This window comes from Ruegeria sp. CK3 (genome assembly GCF_056536565.1).
On sequence record NZ_JBQFPV010000010.1, the window covers coordinates 67,730 to 81,093 of the forward strand.

14 protein-coding genes and 1 tRNA gene are annotated in these 13,364 nt (G+C 58.3%); 6 read left to right on the plus strand and 9 right to left on the minus strand.

Annotation, left to right across the window (positions count from 1 at the left end; translation table 11 throughout):
* Window positions 1-29: 29 nt before the first annotated feature.
* A tRNA-Cys gene (locus ACR0C3_RS16155) sits at window positions 30-103 on the minus strand.
* 221 nt (window positions 104-324) lie between these two features.
* Here ACR0C3_RS16155 and ACR0C3_RS16160 point away from each other — a divergent pair.
* The 3 genes from ACR0C3_RS16160 to ACR0C3_RS16170 all read left to right on the plus strand — a co-directional run bounded on the left by ACR0C3_RS16160 (window position 325) and on the right by ACR0C3_RS16170 (window position 3,333).
* Entirely contained in the window at window positions 325-978 is a 654-nt protein-coding gene (locus ACR0C3_RS16160) for a protein-L-isoaspartate O-methyltransferase family protein (RefSeq protein WP_480759440.1), read from the plus strand.
* A gap of 94 nt (window positions 979-1,072) precedes the next feature.
* The gene (locus ACR0C3_RS16165; protein ID WP_170465821.1) at window positions 1,073-2,491 is read left to right on the plus strand and encodes a TolC family outer membrane protein; all 1,419 of its coding nucleotides are present in this window, start codon (window positions 1,073-1,075) and stop codon (window positions 2,489-2,491) included.
* Between the two features lie 71 nt (window positions 2,492-2,562).
* A complete protein-coding gene (locus ACR0C3_RS16170) occupies window positions 2,563-3,333 on the plus strand; it encodes a hypothetical protein (protein ID WP_480759442.1) in 771 nt (256 codons plus the stop codon).
* A gap of 4 nt (window positions 3,334-3,337) precedes the next feature.
* On the opposite strand, the gene ACR0C3_RS16175 is transcribed toward ACR0C3_RS16170, so the two are convergent.
* On the minus strand, window positions 3,338-4,795 hold the full coding sequence (locus ACR0C3_RS16175) for a cobyric acid synthase (protein WP_480759443.1): 1,458 nt from the start codon (window positions 4,793-4,795) through the stop codon (window positions 3,338-3,340).
* Between the two features lie 60 nt (window positions 4,796-4,855).
* Between ACR0C3_RS16175 and ACR0C3_RS16180 the strand changes: the two genes are divergently transcribed.
* Window positions 4,856-5,425 carry a cobalamin biosynthesis protein CobQ gene (locus ACR0C3_RS16180; RefSeq protein WP_480759444.1) on the plus strand — a complete coding sequence of 190 codons (570 nt, stop codon included), beginning with the start codon at window positions 4,856-4,858 and terminating at the stop codon, window positions 5,423-5,425.
* Between the two features lie 67 nt (window positions 5,426-5,492).
* On the opposite strand, the gene ACR0C3_RS16185 is transcribed toward ACR0C3_RS16180, so the two are convergent.
* Window positions 5,493-5,813, minus strand: coding sequence for a DUF6280 family protein (locus ACR0C3_RS16185; protein ID WP_108785849.1), 321 nt, complete (start codon window positions 5,811-5,813; stop codon window positions 5,493-5,495).
* Window positions 5,814-6,031: 218 nt separating this feature from the next.
* Here ACR0C3_RS16185 and efp point away from each other — a divergent pair, with 218 nt between their 5' ends.
* A complete protein-coding gene (gene efp / locus ACR0C3_RS16190) occupies window positions 6,032-6,595 on the plus strand; it encodes an elongation factor P (protein WP_170459112.1) in 564 nt (187 codons plus the stop codon).
* A gap of 56 nt (window positions 6,596-6,651) precedes the next feature.
* Here efp and ACR0C3_RS16195 read toward each other — a convergent pair whose 3' ends face one another.
* The 3 genes from ACR0C3_RS16195 to ACR0C3_RS16205 form a co-directional block, all read right to left on the minus strand.
* On the minus strand, window positions 6,652-7,587 hold the full coding sequence (locus ACR0C3_RS16195; protein WP_480759446.1) for an ABC transporter transmembrane domain-containing protein: 936 nt from the start codon (window positions 7,585-7,587) through the stop codon (window positions 6,652-6,654).
* Window positions 7,588-7,695: 108 nt separating this feature from the next.
* The gene (gene ygfZ, locus ACR0C3_RS16200) at window positions 7,696-8,433 is read right to left on the minus strand and encodes a CAF17-like 4Fe-4S cluster assembly/insertion protein YgfZ (protein WP_480759448.1); all 738 of its coding nucleotides are present in this window, start codon (window positions 8,431-8,433) and stop codon (window positions 7,696-7,698) included.
* A gap of 89 nt (window positions 8,434-8,522) precedes the next feature.
* Window positions 8,523-9,350 (minus strand): hypothetical protein, encoded by an 828-nt coding sequence (locus ACR0C3_RS16205; protein WP_480759449.1) that lies wholly within the window; start codon window positions 9,348-9,350, stop codon window positions 8,523-8,525.
* Between the two features lie 103 nt (window positions 9,351-9,453).
* Between ACR0C3_RS16205 and ACR0C3_RS16210 the strand changes: the two genes are divergently transcribed.
* Window positions 9,454-10,224 (plus strand): alpha/beta hydrolase, encoded by a 771-nt coding sequence (locus ACR0C3_RS16210; RefSeq protein ID WP_480759451.1) that lies wholly within the window; start codon window positions 9,454-9,456, stop codon window positions 10,222-10,224.
* A 13-nt stretch (window positions 10,225-10,237) separates the two neighbouring features.
* Here the strand turns inward: ACR0C3_RS16210 and ACR0C3_RS16215 are convergent, their stop codons facing one another.
* From ACR0C3_RS16215 to parE, 3 genes are all read right to left on the minus strand, one after another.
* Window positions 10,238-10,519, minus strand: a complete 282-nt coding sequence (locus ACR0C3_RS16215) for a DUF1496 domain-containing protein (protein WP_170721650.1) — start codon at window positions 10,517-10,519, stop codon at window positions 10,238-10,240.
* A 170-nt stretch (window positions 10,520-10,689) separates the two neighbouring features.
* Window positions 10,690-11,322: a sulfotransferase gene (locus tag ACR0C3_RS16220; RefSeq protein WP_480759452.1), complete on the minus strand. Its 633-nt coding sequence runs from the start codon at window positions 11,320-11,322 to the stop codon at window positions 10,690-10,692.
* Between the two features lie 76 nt (window positions 11,323-11,398).
* The gene (parE, locus tag ACR0C3_RS16225) at window positions 11,399-13,357 is read right to left on the minus strand and encodes a DNA topoisomerase IV subunit B (protein ID WP_480759453.1); all 1,959 of its coding nucleotides are present in this window, start codon (window positions 13,355-13,357) and stop codon (window positions 11,399-11,401) included.
* Window positions 13,358-13,364 lie beyond the last annotated feature (7 nt).

Sequence of the window (13,364 nt, forward strand, 5' to 3'; positions counted from 1 at the left end):
CTGTAGACTATATTTAGAGGAGTGGGATGTGGAGGCGAGTACCGGAATCGAACCGGTGTACACGGATTTGCAATCCGCTGCGTCACCACTCCGCCAACTCGCCTTTTCAAGCAAAATCAAATACTTGCCGTGGTGTGGTGGGCCTTTTAGCAGCTTTCATCGGGGGCGTCCAGAGGATTGCCGTCGATTTTGGGCCGCAAATCAATATTTGTGGGCGGCCAGTCTAAACGGATCGTGAACCAGGCTTGCGGCATCTGGGCCGTTGTCGAGTCAGGTCGAGTATGGCACAAGCCAATTACCCAAGGGATTGAAAAGAGAGATCAGATGTCAGATTTCGCAGCCCGGCGCCGCACCATGGTTGATACGCAGGTAAGACCCTCGGATGTGACCAAGTTTCCAATCATCGACGCGATGCTGTCCGTTCCGCGTGAAAGCTTTGTGCCAACGGCGCAGCGCGAAGCGGCCTATGTCGAAGAGCTGATAGATTTGGGTAACAACCGCTGTATTCTTGAGCCGCGCACTCTGGCTAAGATGTTGGATGCGCTGAATATCTCGAATGACGAAATGGTTCTCGATATCGCACCGGCCTATGGTTATTCAACCGCAGTCGCCGCGCGGATGGCACAGTTGGTGGTTGGTGTCGAATCTGACGAACATCTTGCCTCTGAGGCGCAAAGCGTGCTGACCGAAGAAAACGTCGACAATGCCGTCATTCATGTCGGACCTCTGGAAGAGGGCGCGGCCGAGCATGGCCCTTATGACGTGATTATGATACAAGGTGGTGTCGAACATGTGCCCGACGCGGTGTTGGACCAATTGAAGGATCAGGGCCGGATCGCCTGTCTGTTTGTGGATGGGCAACTGGGTACGGTTCGCATCGGTCGCAAGGCCGGTGGTGTGGTCAGTTGGCGGGATGCCTTCAACGCCAGTGCGCTGGTTTTGGACGGTTTTTCCCAAGAGTGTGCATTTTCGCTATAGTCCGCTGACTGTTGTTTCCACCACCTTGATTAGTTGAACATAAAGACGCAAACTGCCGGAGAGGCAGCGTAATTTCGATTTGAGAGGATTTGGTATGCGTGGAAAGACAGCGGGAAAGCTGGTCAAAGCGCTTGCAGTGACTGCGGCCATTGCCCTGAGTACTGTTCCCGGAAGGGCCGTCTGGGCTGACAATCTGACAGATGCGTTCATCGGAGCGTATAACACCAGCGGTCTGCTGGAACAGAACCGAGCCCTGTTGCGGGCCGCGGATGAAGACGTGGCAATTGCGCTTTCCGCGCTGCGCCCGATCATCAACTGGACGGTTCAGGTCAGCCAGGATTACACGAGAACAAGAACTGACTCCGTCAGAACAAGCACCGACCCGTCGCGATTCTTCTCGGGCTTGACGCTCAGCCAGCTGTTGTATGATGGCGGGGCGTCGGTGCTGGGCAAGCAGTCCGCACAGGAAACGGTTCTGTCGACGCGCCAGTCGCTGATTGATATCGAACAGCAAGTTCTTTTCCGGGCCGCAACCGCGTATCTGAGCGTCCTGCTGCAAGAGGAAACGGTTCAGATTCGGCAAAACAACGTCGATCTGTCGAGCGAGGAACTTCGGGCCTCGAACGACCGCTTCGAAGTGGGTGAAGTCACGCGTACCGACGTGGCCCTTTCTGAGGCGCAGCTGGCCAGTTCGCGCGCGGATCTTGCGGATGCCAGAGGGGATCTCAGCACTGCTCAGGCCGAGTATGTTAATGCGGTCGGCAAGTTGCCGGGGCGTACGGCTGGGCAGCCGGGGCTTCCGAATCTCCCACGCTCGCAATCCGAGGCAATCAGCCTCGCGCAGCGCAATCACCCGGCGATTCTATCGGCTCAGCACCAGGTGCGGGCGCTGGATTTGATCGTCCAGCAGCAACGCGCCAACCTTGGGCCAAATGTCAGCCTGAACGCGGATGCGGGTGTGACGCAGCGATATGACAATGATGACTACATCAACGACGCCACGGTTTCGCTGAACTTCAACCAGCCGATCTATGCAGGCGGTCGTCTTGCGGCCAACGTACGTCGCGCTATGGCAACCCGGGATTCTTCGCGGGCCAATCTGCTGAACGTGCAGAAGAACATCACTCAGGGCGTGACAGACGCCTTTGTCCGGTTCCAAACGGCAACGGCCAGCCTGACGGCCTCGACCGAGCGGGTCCGGGCCTCGCAAGTGGCGTTCGACGGGATTCGCGAAGAAGCAACGCTGGGCGCGCGAACCACGCTGGACGTGCTGACCGCTCAGCAGGATCTTCTGGACGCGCAATTGGCCGAGGTCGCCTCGCGCACCGAACGGTCCTTGGCCGCATACCAGCTGTTGCAGGCGCAAGGTCTTCTGACGGCTGAACGTCTGGGGCTTGCGGTGCAGATCTATGACCCCACGCTATACTACAATCTGGTCAAAAAGGCTCCGGCGCAGGTCAGCAAGCAAAGCAAGGATCTGGATCGCGTTCTCAAAGCGTTGCGGCGGGACTGATCTATACTACTGGTTGTGACACCCGACGTGTTTGGCTACACTTGGTTTCAAGAATAGAGCGGTAGAGAACAATGTCGGATAGCGTCATGACCTCAGGTATCGAGGATGTACTGTCGTCGGTAAAACGACTGGTGAGCGAAGACGGTCGCAAAGTGTCGGATGCCGATACTGCGACCGCTCCACGCAAACCGGGCCGATTGGTCTTGACGGACGCGCTGCGCGTTGGTGACGCGCCAAAATCCGACCCCCTGAAACTAGATCCCAAATACAGTCCCGAGGATTCGGCAAAGCCGATGCTCCTGCGGGCTTGTGATATTGTTCAGCCGGGCGAAGCAGCCAATCACGATGGTGCTGAGGAGGTCGGCGACGAGACCACGTCGGAAAACCTATCTGGCAGCCTGAGTGCCAAGATTGAAGCCCTTGAGGCCGCCATCGCGCGAACCGAGGACCAATGGGAGCCGGACGGAGACAGCGACGACGCGTATTCCGGCACGCCCTCGAAGGCGCTTCACTGGATACCTGCGCCCACCTTTGAAGAAGAGGACGCCGAGGATGTGGATGCGCCCTCAGGCGAGGCGGATGCCGCGACAGAAGAACCGGCGACATTCGTTCGGCACGGGGATACTCCTAAAGCAGACCCAGTTGAAGACGACGCGATTGAGAAAGCGATCGAGGACGAGATCGGGTTGTCTGCGTCCGAGGAGGAGGCCTTGCGTGAGATGATCGCCGAGGTTGTCCGGTCCGAACTTCAGGGTGCATTGGGGGAACGCATCACCCGCAATGTCCGCAAGATGGTTCGGCGTGAGATCCACCGCGCGCTGACCGCCAAAGAGCTGGAATAGTCGCTCAGGCTCTTTGCGGCGTCTGAGCAAGCTCCAGCAGCAGATCCAGATCCATATGCTGTTCAAGATGGTCTGCCAGATCATCCAGCGCCTTTTCTAAACCGTCTTCATAGGCGTTCTCGGAGGTGACACCCAAACGCGATAGGTATTGCGCGCGGAAGGCATCGGATGAGAAAATCCCGTGCAGATAGCTGCCCAGAATGCGCCCATTGGCACTGGCGGCACCTTCAGGGCGTCCTTGCACTTCAAGCCAGGCGCGGGCGCAATCGGGTCCTTCGGTCCGGCCCATGTGAATCTCGTACCCGCTGACAGGTTCGCGATTGGGCAGGGCGCAAGCCTCGGTCAGAGTCACGTGTTTCTTGCCCGACATGACCGTATGAACGTCCAACAGCCCGAGGCCCTCAACCGTGCCAGGGCGGCCATCCACGCCTTCGGGGTCTGAGATCGTTTTCCCCAGCATCTGATATCCGCCACACAGACCCAAAACGTGACCACCACGGCGCACATGTGCGTGGAGGTCGATATCCCAGCCCTGCTTCCGGAAATAGGTCAGATCACCGATGGTCGATTTGCTGCCGGGCAACAGCACCAGATCGGCATCACCGGGCAGGGGGCGGCCTGCGGGAATGATCTCGACACTGACGCCGGGCTCAGCCGACAGAGGGTCCAGATCGTCGAAATTGGCCATGCGCTCCAGTTGAGGCACCACAACCTTGCAGGCCCCACCGGTATGAGAGCGGATGTCCATCATATCTTCGGCGGGTAGTTTCCAAGCGTCGTGGAACCAGGGCACAACACCCAGGCACGGCCAGCCGGTCCGCGCGGCGATATCATCTCGCCCTTCATCAAACAGAGATACATCGCCTTTGAAGCGGTTGATGGCAAAGCCACGGATCATCGCCAGATCGCCCTCACCCAGCACGGCCTGAGTGCCCACGATTTGCGCAATAACGCCGCCCCGATGGATATCGCCCACCAGCACCACGGGAACTCCGGCGGCGCAGGCGAAACCCATATTGGCGATGTCACCTTTGCGCAGGTTGGTCTCAGCCGGGCTGCCCGCGCCCTCGATCAGGACCAGATCAGCGTCGCCACAAAGCCGGTCAAAGCTTTCCAGCGCGGCCCCCAGCAGTTTGGATTTGTCCTTGCGATAGTCGCCCGCCTTCATTGTTCCGGCGCGCTGCCCCTGCACGATGATCTGCGCGCCAGTATCCGTTTCTGGTTTCAGCAGGATCGGGTTCATATCCGTATGCGTCGGGCGTTTGGCCGCGCGCGCCTGCAAGGCCTGGGCGCGTCCGATCTCGCCTCTGTTTTCTGTCACAGCCGCGTTGTTCGACATGTTCTGCGGTTTGAACGGAGCGACCTTCAGGCCGCGCCGCGTGAACGCTCGCGCCAGCCCGGCAACCAGAACCGATTTGCCGACATTGCTGCCGGTGCCTTGAATCATGATGGCGCGAACCATTGGCGTCTCCTATATGTTGGGGGCAAATGACCTGATTTGACGCCAAAGGGAAAGCCCCAGATGAACACGCCTGCGCATCTTTTGATCGGCGCAGCCGCCTTTGCGCGGCCTGCACGCGGGCGCATCCTTTGGGCGGCTGTGCTGGGGTCGCTGTTGCCTGACCTGTCGCTGTACCTGATGGCGGGGGTGTCTTTGCATATTCTCAACATCCCGCCACATGTGGTGTTCGACGAACTGTATTTTTCACCGCAATGGCAGACGGTTTTCGCCATCGATAACTCGTTCATCCTGTGGGGGCTGGCACTGGCCCTGGGGCTTTGGCGGGGGTGGCGAATCCTAACGGTCGCGGCATCGGCAGGGCTATTGCATATAATGATGGATTTCGGGCTTCATGCGGGGGACGGGCGCCCTCACTTCTGGCCACTGAGCGATTGGGTCTTTCACAGTCCGGTCAGCTATTGGGACACGTCGCATCACTCGATTTGGGTTATGCCGGCGTCAATCGCGCTATGCGTCGGCTCTTATGTCGTGCTTTGGAGCAGGGGGCTGTCGCTGTCCGCAAAGCTCTTCTTTACGCTGCTGCTGGCGGCCGAGATCTGGGTCGCGCGGCAGTGGCTTCTGTTTTTCTAGACAGAGCCAAAGAAAAACGCGCCCCAAAGTCTGGAGGCGCGCTTTTTCGTAGTGAAATCGCCTTGGATCAGGCGGCTTCGGCTTGTTGGGCGGCGTTGCGACGCTCGCTTTCTTCGCGCGACAGGGCGACGGACGTCCGTACACCGCGGCCAACGAAGTCCATCAATCCGCTGACAACCCGCTCGTTCGGGTCGATACCCGCGCAGGACAGCACCTCGCGACCATCGCGCGAGCGGGCCCAGCGGGCGATTTGTTCGGGGCCATTGCCGTATTTCTTGTCATCGGCGATGGCATCGTCCAGTGCGGCCAGCACAACAGCCGCGAAAAGTTTACGCGCACGATTGCCTTGCTCATTGTTAAAGGCAGTGCCGTCAACGAAATCTCTCATCTCGTCTTCCTTGTTGTTCTTGCTCTTGCATTTTCGGCGTGACGGTCCTTATGACCTATTAGCTCCGATTCGGATACAGCTAAAATGCATAGTTGCGTTGCGTCATTTGCATGGCTTGCTGCATGTGCAGCACTAGGTGTCGTTGTCTTGTCAGGGATGGTCCTGCCAGATATAGGGACGACAACTGACGCATCAACCGTTTGTGAAGGATTAATGTAATGCCCAAGATCAATGGGAACGAAATTCGCCCCGGCAACGTGCTTGAGCATAATGACGGGCTGTGGGCGGCTGTTAAAGTGGATCACGTAAAACCCGGTAAAGGCGGTGCTTTTGCACAGGTCGAACTGCGCAACTTGCGCAACGGGTCTAAATTGAACGAGCGGTTCCGGTCGGCGGACAAGGTCGAGCGTGTGCGGCTGGAGCAGAAGGATCAGCAGTTCCTGTACGAATCCGACGGCATGCTGGTGTTCATGGATGCCGAGACCTATGAGCAGATCGAATTGCCTGCCGACCTGCTGGGCGAGCGTCGCCCGTTTCTGCAGGACGGCATGACCATCGTGGTCGAGTTCTACGAATCTGAGGCTTTGAACGCCACGCTGCCCCAAAAGGTCACCTGCCAGATCGTTGAGACCGAGCCGGTGGTCAAAGGTCAGACCGCTGCGAACTCGTTCAAACCGGCGGTTCTTGACAATGGCGTGAAGGTCATGGTGCCTCCGTTCATCGGTCAGGACGAGATGATCGTGGTGAACACCGAAACCATGGAATATTCTGAGCGCGCTTGATCGCCGCCCTTATTTACTCGCAAAAGACCGCGCTAGCCTGCCGCTGCGCGGTCTTTTTACGAACGGTGGCGATAGCGTGTCGGGTCAGGGCCGAACAGTTCCAGCATCAGCTCATATTTGATCCGGTTGGCGCTGACTTGCCGGTAGAAGGCGATCAGGAAGGCCGTCGGCCCCTGAATGCGGCCGAGGCCACTGGTGGCGGCCACAACGGTTCCCACATCGGTTTTGCCCTGCAGCACCAGCCAGCCGCCCAGCATCAATATGCCGACCGTTCCCGCGCCGTTGATCACGCTCAGCAGGAACTTGGCTGAAAGCTTCCACAGAAACATTCGTTTGCGGGTTTCATAGATGTCGTCGAACAGGGCATTGATATCCTGCTCGACCGCGTCGAGATCCTCGGTCGTAAGCTGATCTGTCGCACTGCGCAGGATGCGGACACGCTCGGCCACGAACACATTCACTTTGCGCTGCGAGACCAGAACGATGATGATCTGCGGCACGATCATCGAAAAGGCGATCAGGCCCAGCCCCGGCTGCGTGGATGAGATATAGCCGATGACACTGATCAACGTGCCGATCTGGACCACCGGGTCCGAGAATGCGCCGCCTGCGAATTTGCCCAGCTCCTCCGCCTCGGCCGAGATTGCCGTGGTCATGGTGCCCTTGCGCACGCTCTCGCCGGTTTCGTTGATATCTGAGGACCGCCAAAGCAGGCGTTGGCGGATCAGGCGGATCATGTCCTCGCCCAAAGTACCCGCGCGGTAGCCCAGAACCCACTTCAACGCGAGGCTCAGCAAGATCACCCCCATCATGCCAAGCCCCAGATAGACCAGGCGTTCCGCCCCAACATCGAGCGAGGTCAGATGGTTGACGATTGCGCGTTGAAACTCCAGTGGAACAGCGGCCAGAGCGGCCACGGCCACCGAGAGTAGGATCAGTAGGATCTGACGCCCGGCGCTTGCGCGCCAGATTGCGGAATAAAGTCTGAGCATGCGGGTATCCGGTTCATTCGAATAGCCGCACTGTGGCAGGGCAGGGACCGGGGTTCAAAGGGTCAGCGCCCAGACCGCTTTGGCCACGTGCCGATTGGGCAACAAGTATCAGTCGATCAGACGGACCGTAGCCGCGTCGGCCTGCATGTCACCGGTTGCCCTATCAAAGCGCAGATAGGCGATGGCGTGGCCGCCCGATTGCGTAAACAGGGTGCCCACCGGCTTGCCGTTGGCCTCAATTGCGCTGCCTACAGGGGCTGCCCCGTCGATGGCGACGCGACACAGTCCTTTGCGCAGCTCAGTCTTGTGTTTCATGCGCGCGGTCACTTCCTGACCAACATAGCAGCCCTTTTTGAAGTCGACGCCTCGCAGCGGTTCGAACCGGGATTCGAGGATATAGCTGTCCGGGTGCAATTCGATTCCGGTTTCAGGGATGCAATGGAGCACGCGGATTGCGTCCCAATCGGTACCATCATCGCTTTCGGTTGACGCGACATAGTCTCGCCAGCCCAAGTCAGGATGACGCGGGTCAGGTAATGCGCCTTCTGGCGTAGGCCCCGTTCCGCGATGCAGATTCAGGTCCGAGACCTCGATCGCCACGTCCGCCCGCAGCTTGTACATGCTCAACCGTTTGATCAGGCCATCCGCCAACGACTCAGCCACGTCCAGCAACACGGCGTCGCCGTCGCGTTTTAGGAAGAAATCGGCCAGATATTTGCCCTGCGGCGTCAATAGGGCGGAATAGACCAGCCCTGCATCCAGCCCGCTGATGTCATTGGTGATCAGGCCCTGCAAAAAGCTCTCAGTATCCGAGCCGGTCAGGCGCAGTATGCGACGGGTTGCCATGGCGTGGTCCTTATCATCTGCCTCGGCCTCGAGATATAGGGAGTTTTGCGGTCAAGACCAGTGGGTTTCGGCGCCTTGCAACGCCCGAACTAGCTGTCTGTCTGCGGTTTTCTTGGGCTGTCAGGCGCTGTTTCGGCCACCTCCTGCGGCGCGTCAGGATGCAACGTTGTCCGCAGCTCGACAATGGATTTCCCCAATCGGAAGGGAGCGGCAAAGCTGACGAGGCACAGCGCCACGATCTGTAGAACAAGAATGTGGGCGTTGGCCTGCAGATACTCCCATTCATCTTTCAGCTTGCTGACCTGATCGATCAGCTCATCGTAGCTTTGGGCGAGGATCAGATAATCTCCGGCAATTGCGGGGACCTTGCGGCGCATATTGTCGATGGCGGTCTGGGTTTCGTCATCCAGCGAGGTGAAGACCAGAAACTGTTCAATATCGAAGGCGTTGGCCTTGGCGGCCATCTCCTCCATCTCGTCCTTGTCTTGTCGTCCGAACAGGAAGTGCAAACCCTGCAGGGGGGCGACCTCATTCGTTACGGCGATGAATAAGGGCAGGTCGGTATTGCTGGCGGTTGAGGCCGAAAGAAACTCGACCTTTTCGCACAAGACACCAGTGTCGGGGTCATAGGCCGGGTCGCAAAACCGCAATCGGAACCGCGCGGCATCGCGGTCAAACGCCGAGGACGCCGCGTATGCCACATCAATCTGCCGATCCAGTCGCGAGCTGTCGGAAGTATAAAGCCCAGCCAGAACGGCCACCAGCGCACCGATCCCGCCGAGGACGACCCAAACCAGATCGGCCAGCTTCCACGCCCTGTGCCCAGCCGGTTTGCGAAACAGAAAGCCCGTTCCGACCGATCCGATCAGGAAGAACAGGATCAGCAGAGGCAATTGGTTTTCGGTCACAAAAGTCATGAGACAAGTTTAAGTGGTCCGCCCCCTCACGCAACAGCGATCACGCGCAGTTGTTTCGTCTTTCAGGATGATCATACTGGGCGGAAATAGGTGGGAGGTTTTGATGACGAAGCATATTGTCCTGATCCACGGCGCATTTGCCGGTCCTTGGTGTATGGAGAGTTACGCCGGTTTCTTCCGTGACCGAGGTTGGACAGTCCACACCCCGGCGCTGCGGTATCACGACGCCGACCCCAAGGCCGAGCCGGACCCGGGCCTGACCGACACAAGCGTCATGGACTATGCGGATGATATCGCGGCGTTGGTTGAAGGGCTCGACAGCAAACCCGTGCTGTTGGGCCACGCCATTGCCGGTGTCGTGGCGCAACAGGTCGCCGCGCGCGGCCTGGCCAGCGCCATTGTTCTGATTAACCCTAACGCGGCCTGGGGCACTCTGCCCGAGACCGACGACGAACGCGCCGTTCCACGTGCGTTGATGGAGGGTGGGGCCTTCTGGAAGCAGCCGATGCGGGTCGATTTCGATCTCATGGCCCCGTTCGCGCTGAATAAGCTGCCCGAGGCGCAACAACACGCGGTCTTCGATCGGCTCGGCCCGGAAAGCGGGCGCGTGATGTTCGAGATGTTCTTCTGGATGTTCGACGACTATCACGCGATGAAAGTGAACATCGATAAGGTCGACTGCCCCGTGCTGATCGTCTCCGGTACCGAGGACCGAGCCGTGAACCCCAAAACCTGCCGCGCCTTGGCGGGCCTCTACGGAGACCGCGCGACTTTCATGCCCGCCGAAAACCACGCACATTTCCTGTTCATGGAGCCAGGGTGGGAGGGACCAGCCGCGCAGATCGTGGAATGGCTGGACCAAAAGGTGGGGTAGGGCGGTAGAGCCCTCAGTTGTTGGTGGAGAAGGTGCTCTGAGGTTTCCACTTCAGAGTGCCGTCACTGTCCCGATGGCAACGCAACAGGCGTTCTTGCACGGTTCGGACGGTATCGGTGACGGTGTTATCTCCGACCATCAAAACGAAAGCGTCCTCGGAATAGGCCATGCCTTCATAGTAGCAGAACCGGCTCTCGGCCCCTTCTGGTATGGGCGATGCTGTGCTGAGCATTTGCTGCGCCGAGGCGTGTGAGGCCACCATCGTCAGGGCCAGCCCGAGGGTGAATGTCTTCATATCGTCCTCCTGTTCGAAACTTTGTTCGTGGTCAAATTGGGTCTTAGACGCTCGAGAACCTCAAATTCCGTTCTTGGATGACGGGTTGAGGGTAACTGTGAACGGGATCAAAGAGTTAGGCAAGGGGGGCTTGTCGCTGGTTTTGTTATTGAGCCTGCGCAACACTTGCCCTAGCGCGCGCGCTTTTTTGCGATAACCATGTCTGTTTTGCGGGACATACCCCAATGCTGAGGGAGCAATTTGAAGTGGGGCGCTGCAAAATCAACTACACTTTCGATCGAAGACTCGTCGATATCGAAGATGATCAATCGGTCATGCTCTTTCTGAAAGAAGTTTCTAACACTGTCGTTGTGGCGTTCAAATTCGCCCGCCCATCTTTCCAACGTTGCCTCTTTACTTAGCCCCCAACGTTTCATGGAACGAGCTAAATATAGCCCATCGTTGTGCCGCGAGCGGCTGCGCAGCCAGCTTTGCTTGTCTCTTGTGTTTAAAATAAATTTTGCGTCTGGGTAAGCTAGGGCAAAACGATCAAAGAACTTGAAGTTCTCGATCTTGATCTCTGACTGTGGGCGATCATACTCCATGTCAAAAAAGGCATTGAAGTCTTCCAAGCCTGCAACCGGAGGAAGGCCTGAACATATGTTGTGATGAATCTGTATCTGTGGGTGTTGTCTCGAAACAACCTGGTGCCCTGCCTTGCGAGACCTTCTGCCGCTACTATGCAGGGCGGCATGACCGGAGTTAACAAAAAGCCAAAAAAGGGCGGTTGTTGCGCATTTGTTGAAACCAATTTGAAAGATCATGATGATTTACGCACAACTTCTGCCGATTGGACTAAATTTCTGAAACGGTGATGCATACGTTTAAGGTATTTGGTGCTCAAACATCCAGCTCCTCCACAAACCGCGCGTTTTCCTGAATGTATTGGAACCGCAGTTCGGGTTTCTTGCCCATCAGCCGCTCGACCAGATCGCCGGTCTCGCCGGGTTCGTCCTCGTCGATAGTGACGCGGATCAGTTTGCGGGAGGCCGGGTCCATCGTAGTCTCTTTCAGGTCCTTGGCGTCCATTTCACCCAGACCCTTGAAGCGCGAGACGTCGATTTTGCCTTTGCCGCCCAGACCTTTCTCAAGCCACTCATCCCGCTCGGCTTCGTCTAGGCAATAAACGCGTTTCGCGCCTTGGGTCAGGCGATAGAGAGGCGGGCAGGCGAGGTAGAGGTGGCCCGCGTCGATCATTGGCCGCATTTGGGTGAAGAAAAACGTCATCAGCAGTGAGGCGATATGCGCCCCGTCCACATCAGCGTCGGTCATGATGATGATCTTGTCATAGCGCAGGTCATCGACGTTGAACTTGGTGCCAAGGCCCACACCCAGAGCTTGGGTCAGGTCGTTGATCTCGGCATTGGTGCCCAGTTTCGAACTGGCCGCGCCCAGCACATTCAGGATTTTGCCGCGCAGGGGCAAAAGGGCCTGTGTCTTGCGATCGCGACCCATTTTGGCAGAACCGCCCGCCGAGTCGCCCTCGACGATGAATAACTCGGTGCCGTCGCGTGTTGAACTAGAGCAATCCACCAGCTTGCCGGGGAGACGAAGTTTCTTAGTGGCGGATTTGCGTTGTGTTTCCTTCTCGGCCCGTCGGCGCAGACGTTCCTCAGCCCTCAGGATGAGGAAATCCAGGATCGCGCCGGCGGATTTCGTGTCAGCCGCCAGCCAGTTGTCGAAATGGTCGCGGACGGAGTTTTCGACCAGCCGCTGTGCCTCGACTGTAGCCAGACGATCTTTGGTCTGGCCGACAAACTCGGGCTCGCTGATGAAGCACGACACTAGCGCGCAGCCGCCCGTGATCAGGTCATCGCGGGTGATCTGACCGGCTTTCTTGTTGTTGATCAGTTCCCCATAGGCCTTGATACCCTTAAGAACCGCGGCCCAGAATCCGGCCACATGAGTGCCGCCTTCGGGCGTGGGAACGGTGTTACAGTAGGACTGGATGAACCCGTCGCGCGAGGGCGTCCAGTTGATCGCCCATTCGACCTTGCCCGGCGCTCCGAATTTCTCGTTGAAGTCCACGGTGCCCGCGAAGGGCTGTTCGGCATAGGTGGAGGAGCCGTTCATCGTTTCTTTAAGGTAATCCGAGAGGCCGCCGGGGAAGTGGAACGTGGCCTCGGTCGGGGTCTCACCATCATCGATGGCAGATTTCCAGCGGATTTCGACGCCCGAGAACAGGTAGGCCTTGGAGCGGATGGATTTGAACAGCCGCGCCGGTTTGAACTTATGGTGACCAAAGATCTCGGCATCCGCGTGGAAGGTTACGGTCGTACCGCGCCGGTTCGGCGCCGCGCCGACTTTTTCGACTGGACCCAGAGGAATTCCGCGCGAGAATCGCTGCTCGAACAGCGTTTTGTCTCGTGCGACCTGCACGACCATCGAATCCGACAGCGCGTTCACAACCGACGCCCCCACGCCGTGCAGACCGCCCGAGGTCTGGTACGCCTTGCCCGAGAATTTGCCGCCCGCGTGCAGGGTACATAGGATGACCTCAAGCGCGGATTTGTCGGGGAATTTGGGGTGCGGGTCGATAGGAATACCGCGCCCGTTGTCGCGTACGGTCAGGGCGTAATCGGAATGCAGTTCGACCTCGATCCGGTTGGCGTGACCAGCGACCGCCTCGTCCATGGAGTTGTCGAGAATCTCAGCGACCATGTGGTGCAATGCGCGCTCATCGGTGCCGCCGATATACATACCGGGGCGTTTTCGAACCGGCTCCAGCCCTTCAAGCACCTCGATCGAGGAGGCGTCATAAGTGGCGGTCGCGCTGGGCGTCAACAGATCGTCGGGCATCGGTGCT

Bases quoted from the DNA above. Each gene is read 5' to 3' on its own strand.
- ACR0C3_RS16160 (WP_480759440.1), top strand. From the start codon at position 325: ATGTCAGATTTCGCAGCCCGGCGCCGCACCATGGTTGATACGCAGGTA.
- ACR0C3_RS16165 (WP_170465821.1), top strand. From the start codon at position 1,073: ATGCGTGGAAAGACAGCGGGAAAGCTGGTCAAAGCGCTTGCAGTGACT.
- ACR0C3_RS16170 (WP_480759442.1), top strand. From the start codon at position 2,563: ATGTCGGATAGCGTCATGACCTCAGGTATCGAGGATGTACTGTCGTCG.
- ACR0C3_RS16175 (WP_480759443.1), bottom strand. From the start codon at position 4,795: ATGGTTCGCGCCATCATGATTCAAGGCACCGGCAGCAATGTCGGCAAA.
- ACR0C3_RS16180 (WP_480759444.1), top strand. From the start codon at position 4,856: ATGAACACGCCTGCGCATCTTTTGATCGGCGCAGCCGCCTTTGCGCGG.
- ACR0C3_RS16185 (WP_108785849.1), bottom strand. From the start codon at position 5,813: ATGAGAGATTTCGTTGACGGCACTGCCTTTAACAATGAGCAAGGCAAT.
- efp (WP_170459112.1), top strand. From the start codon at position 6,032: ATGCCCAAGATCAATGGGAACGAAATTCGCCCCGGCAACGTGCTTGAG.
- ACR0C3_RS16195 (WP_480759446.1), bottom strand. From the start codon at position 7,587: ATGCTCAGACTTTATTCCGCAATCTGGCGCGCAAGCGCCGGGCGTCAG.
- ygfZ (WP_480759448.1), bottom strand. From the start codon at position 8,433: ATGGCAACCCGTCGCATACTGCGCCTGACCGGCTCGGATACTGAGAGC.
- ACR0C3_RS16205 (WP_480759449.1), bottom strand. From the start codon at position 9,350: ATGACTTTTGTGACCGAAAACCAATTGCCTCTGCTGATCCTGTTCTTC.
- ACR0C3_RS16210 (WP_480759451.1), top strand. From the start codon at position 9,454: ATGACGAAGCATATTGTCCTGATCCACGGCGCATTTGCCGGTCCTTGG.
- ACR0C3_RS16215 (WP_170721650.1), bottom strand. From the start codon at position 10,519: ATGAAGACATTCACCCTCGGGCTGGCCCTGACGATGGTGGCCTCACAC.
- ACR0C3_RS16220 (WP_480759452.1), bottom strand. From the start codon at position 11,322: ATGATCTTTCAAATTGGTTTCAACAAATGCGCAACAACCGCCCTTTTT.
- parE (WP_480759453.1), bottom strand. From the start codon at position 13,357: ATGCCCGACGATCTGTTGACGCCCAGCGCGACCGCCACTTATGACGCC.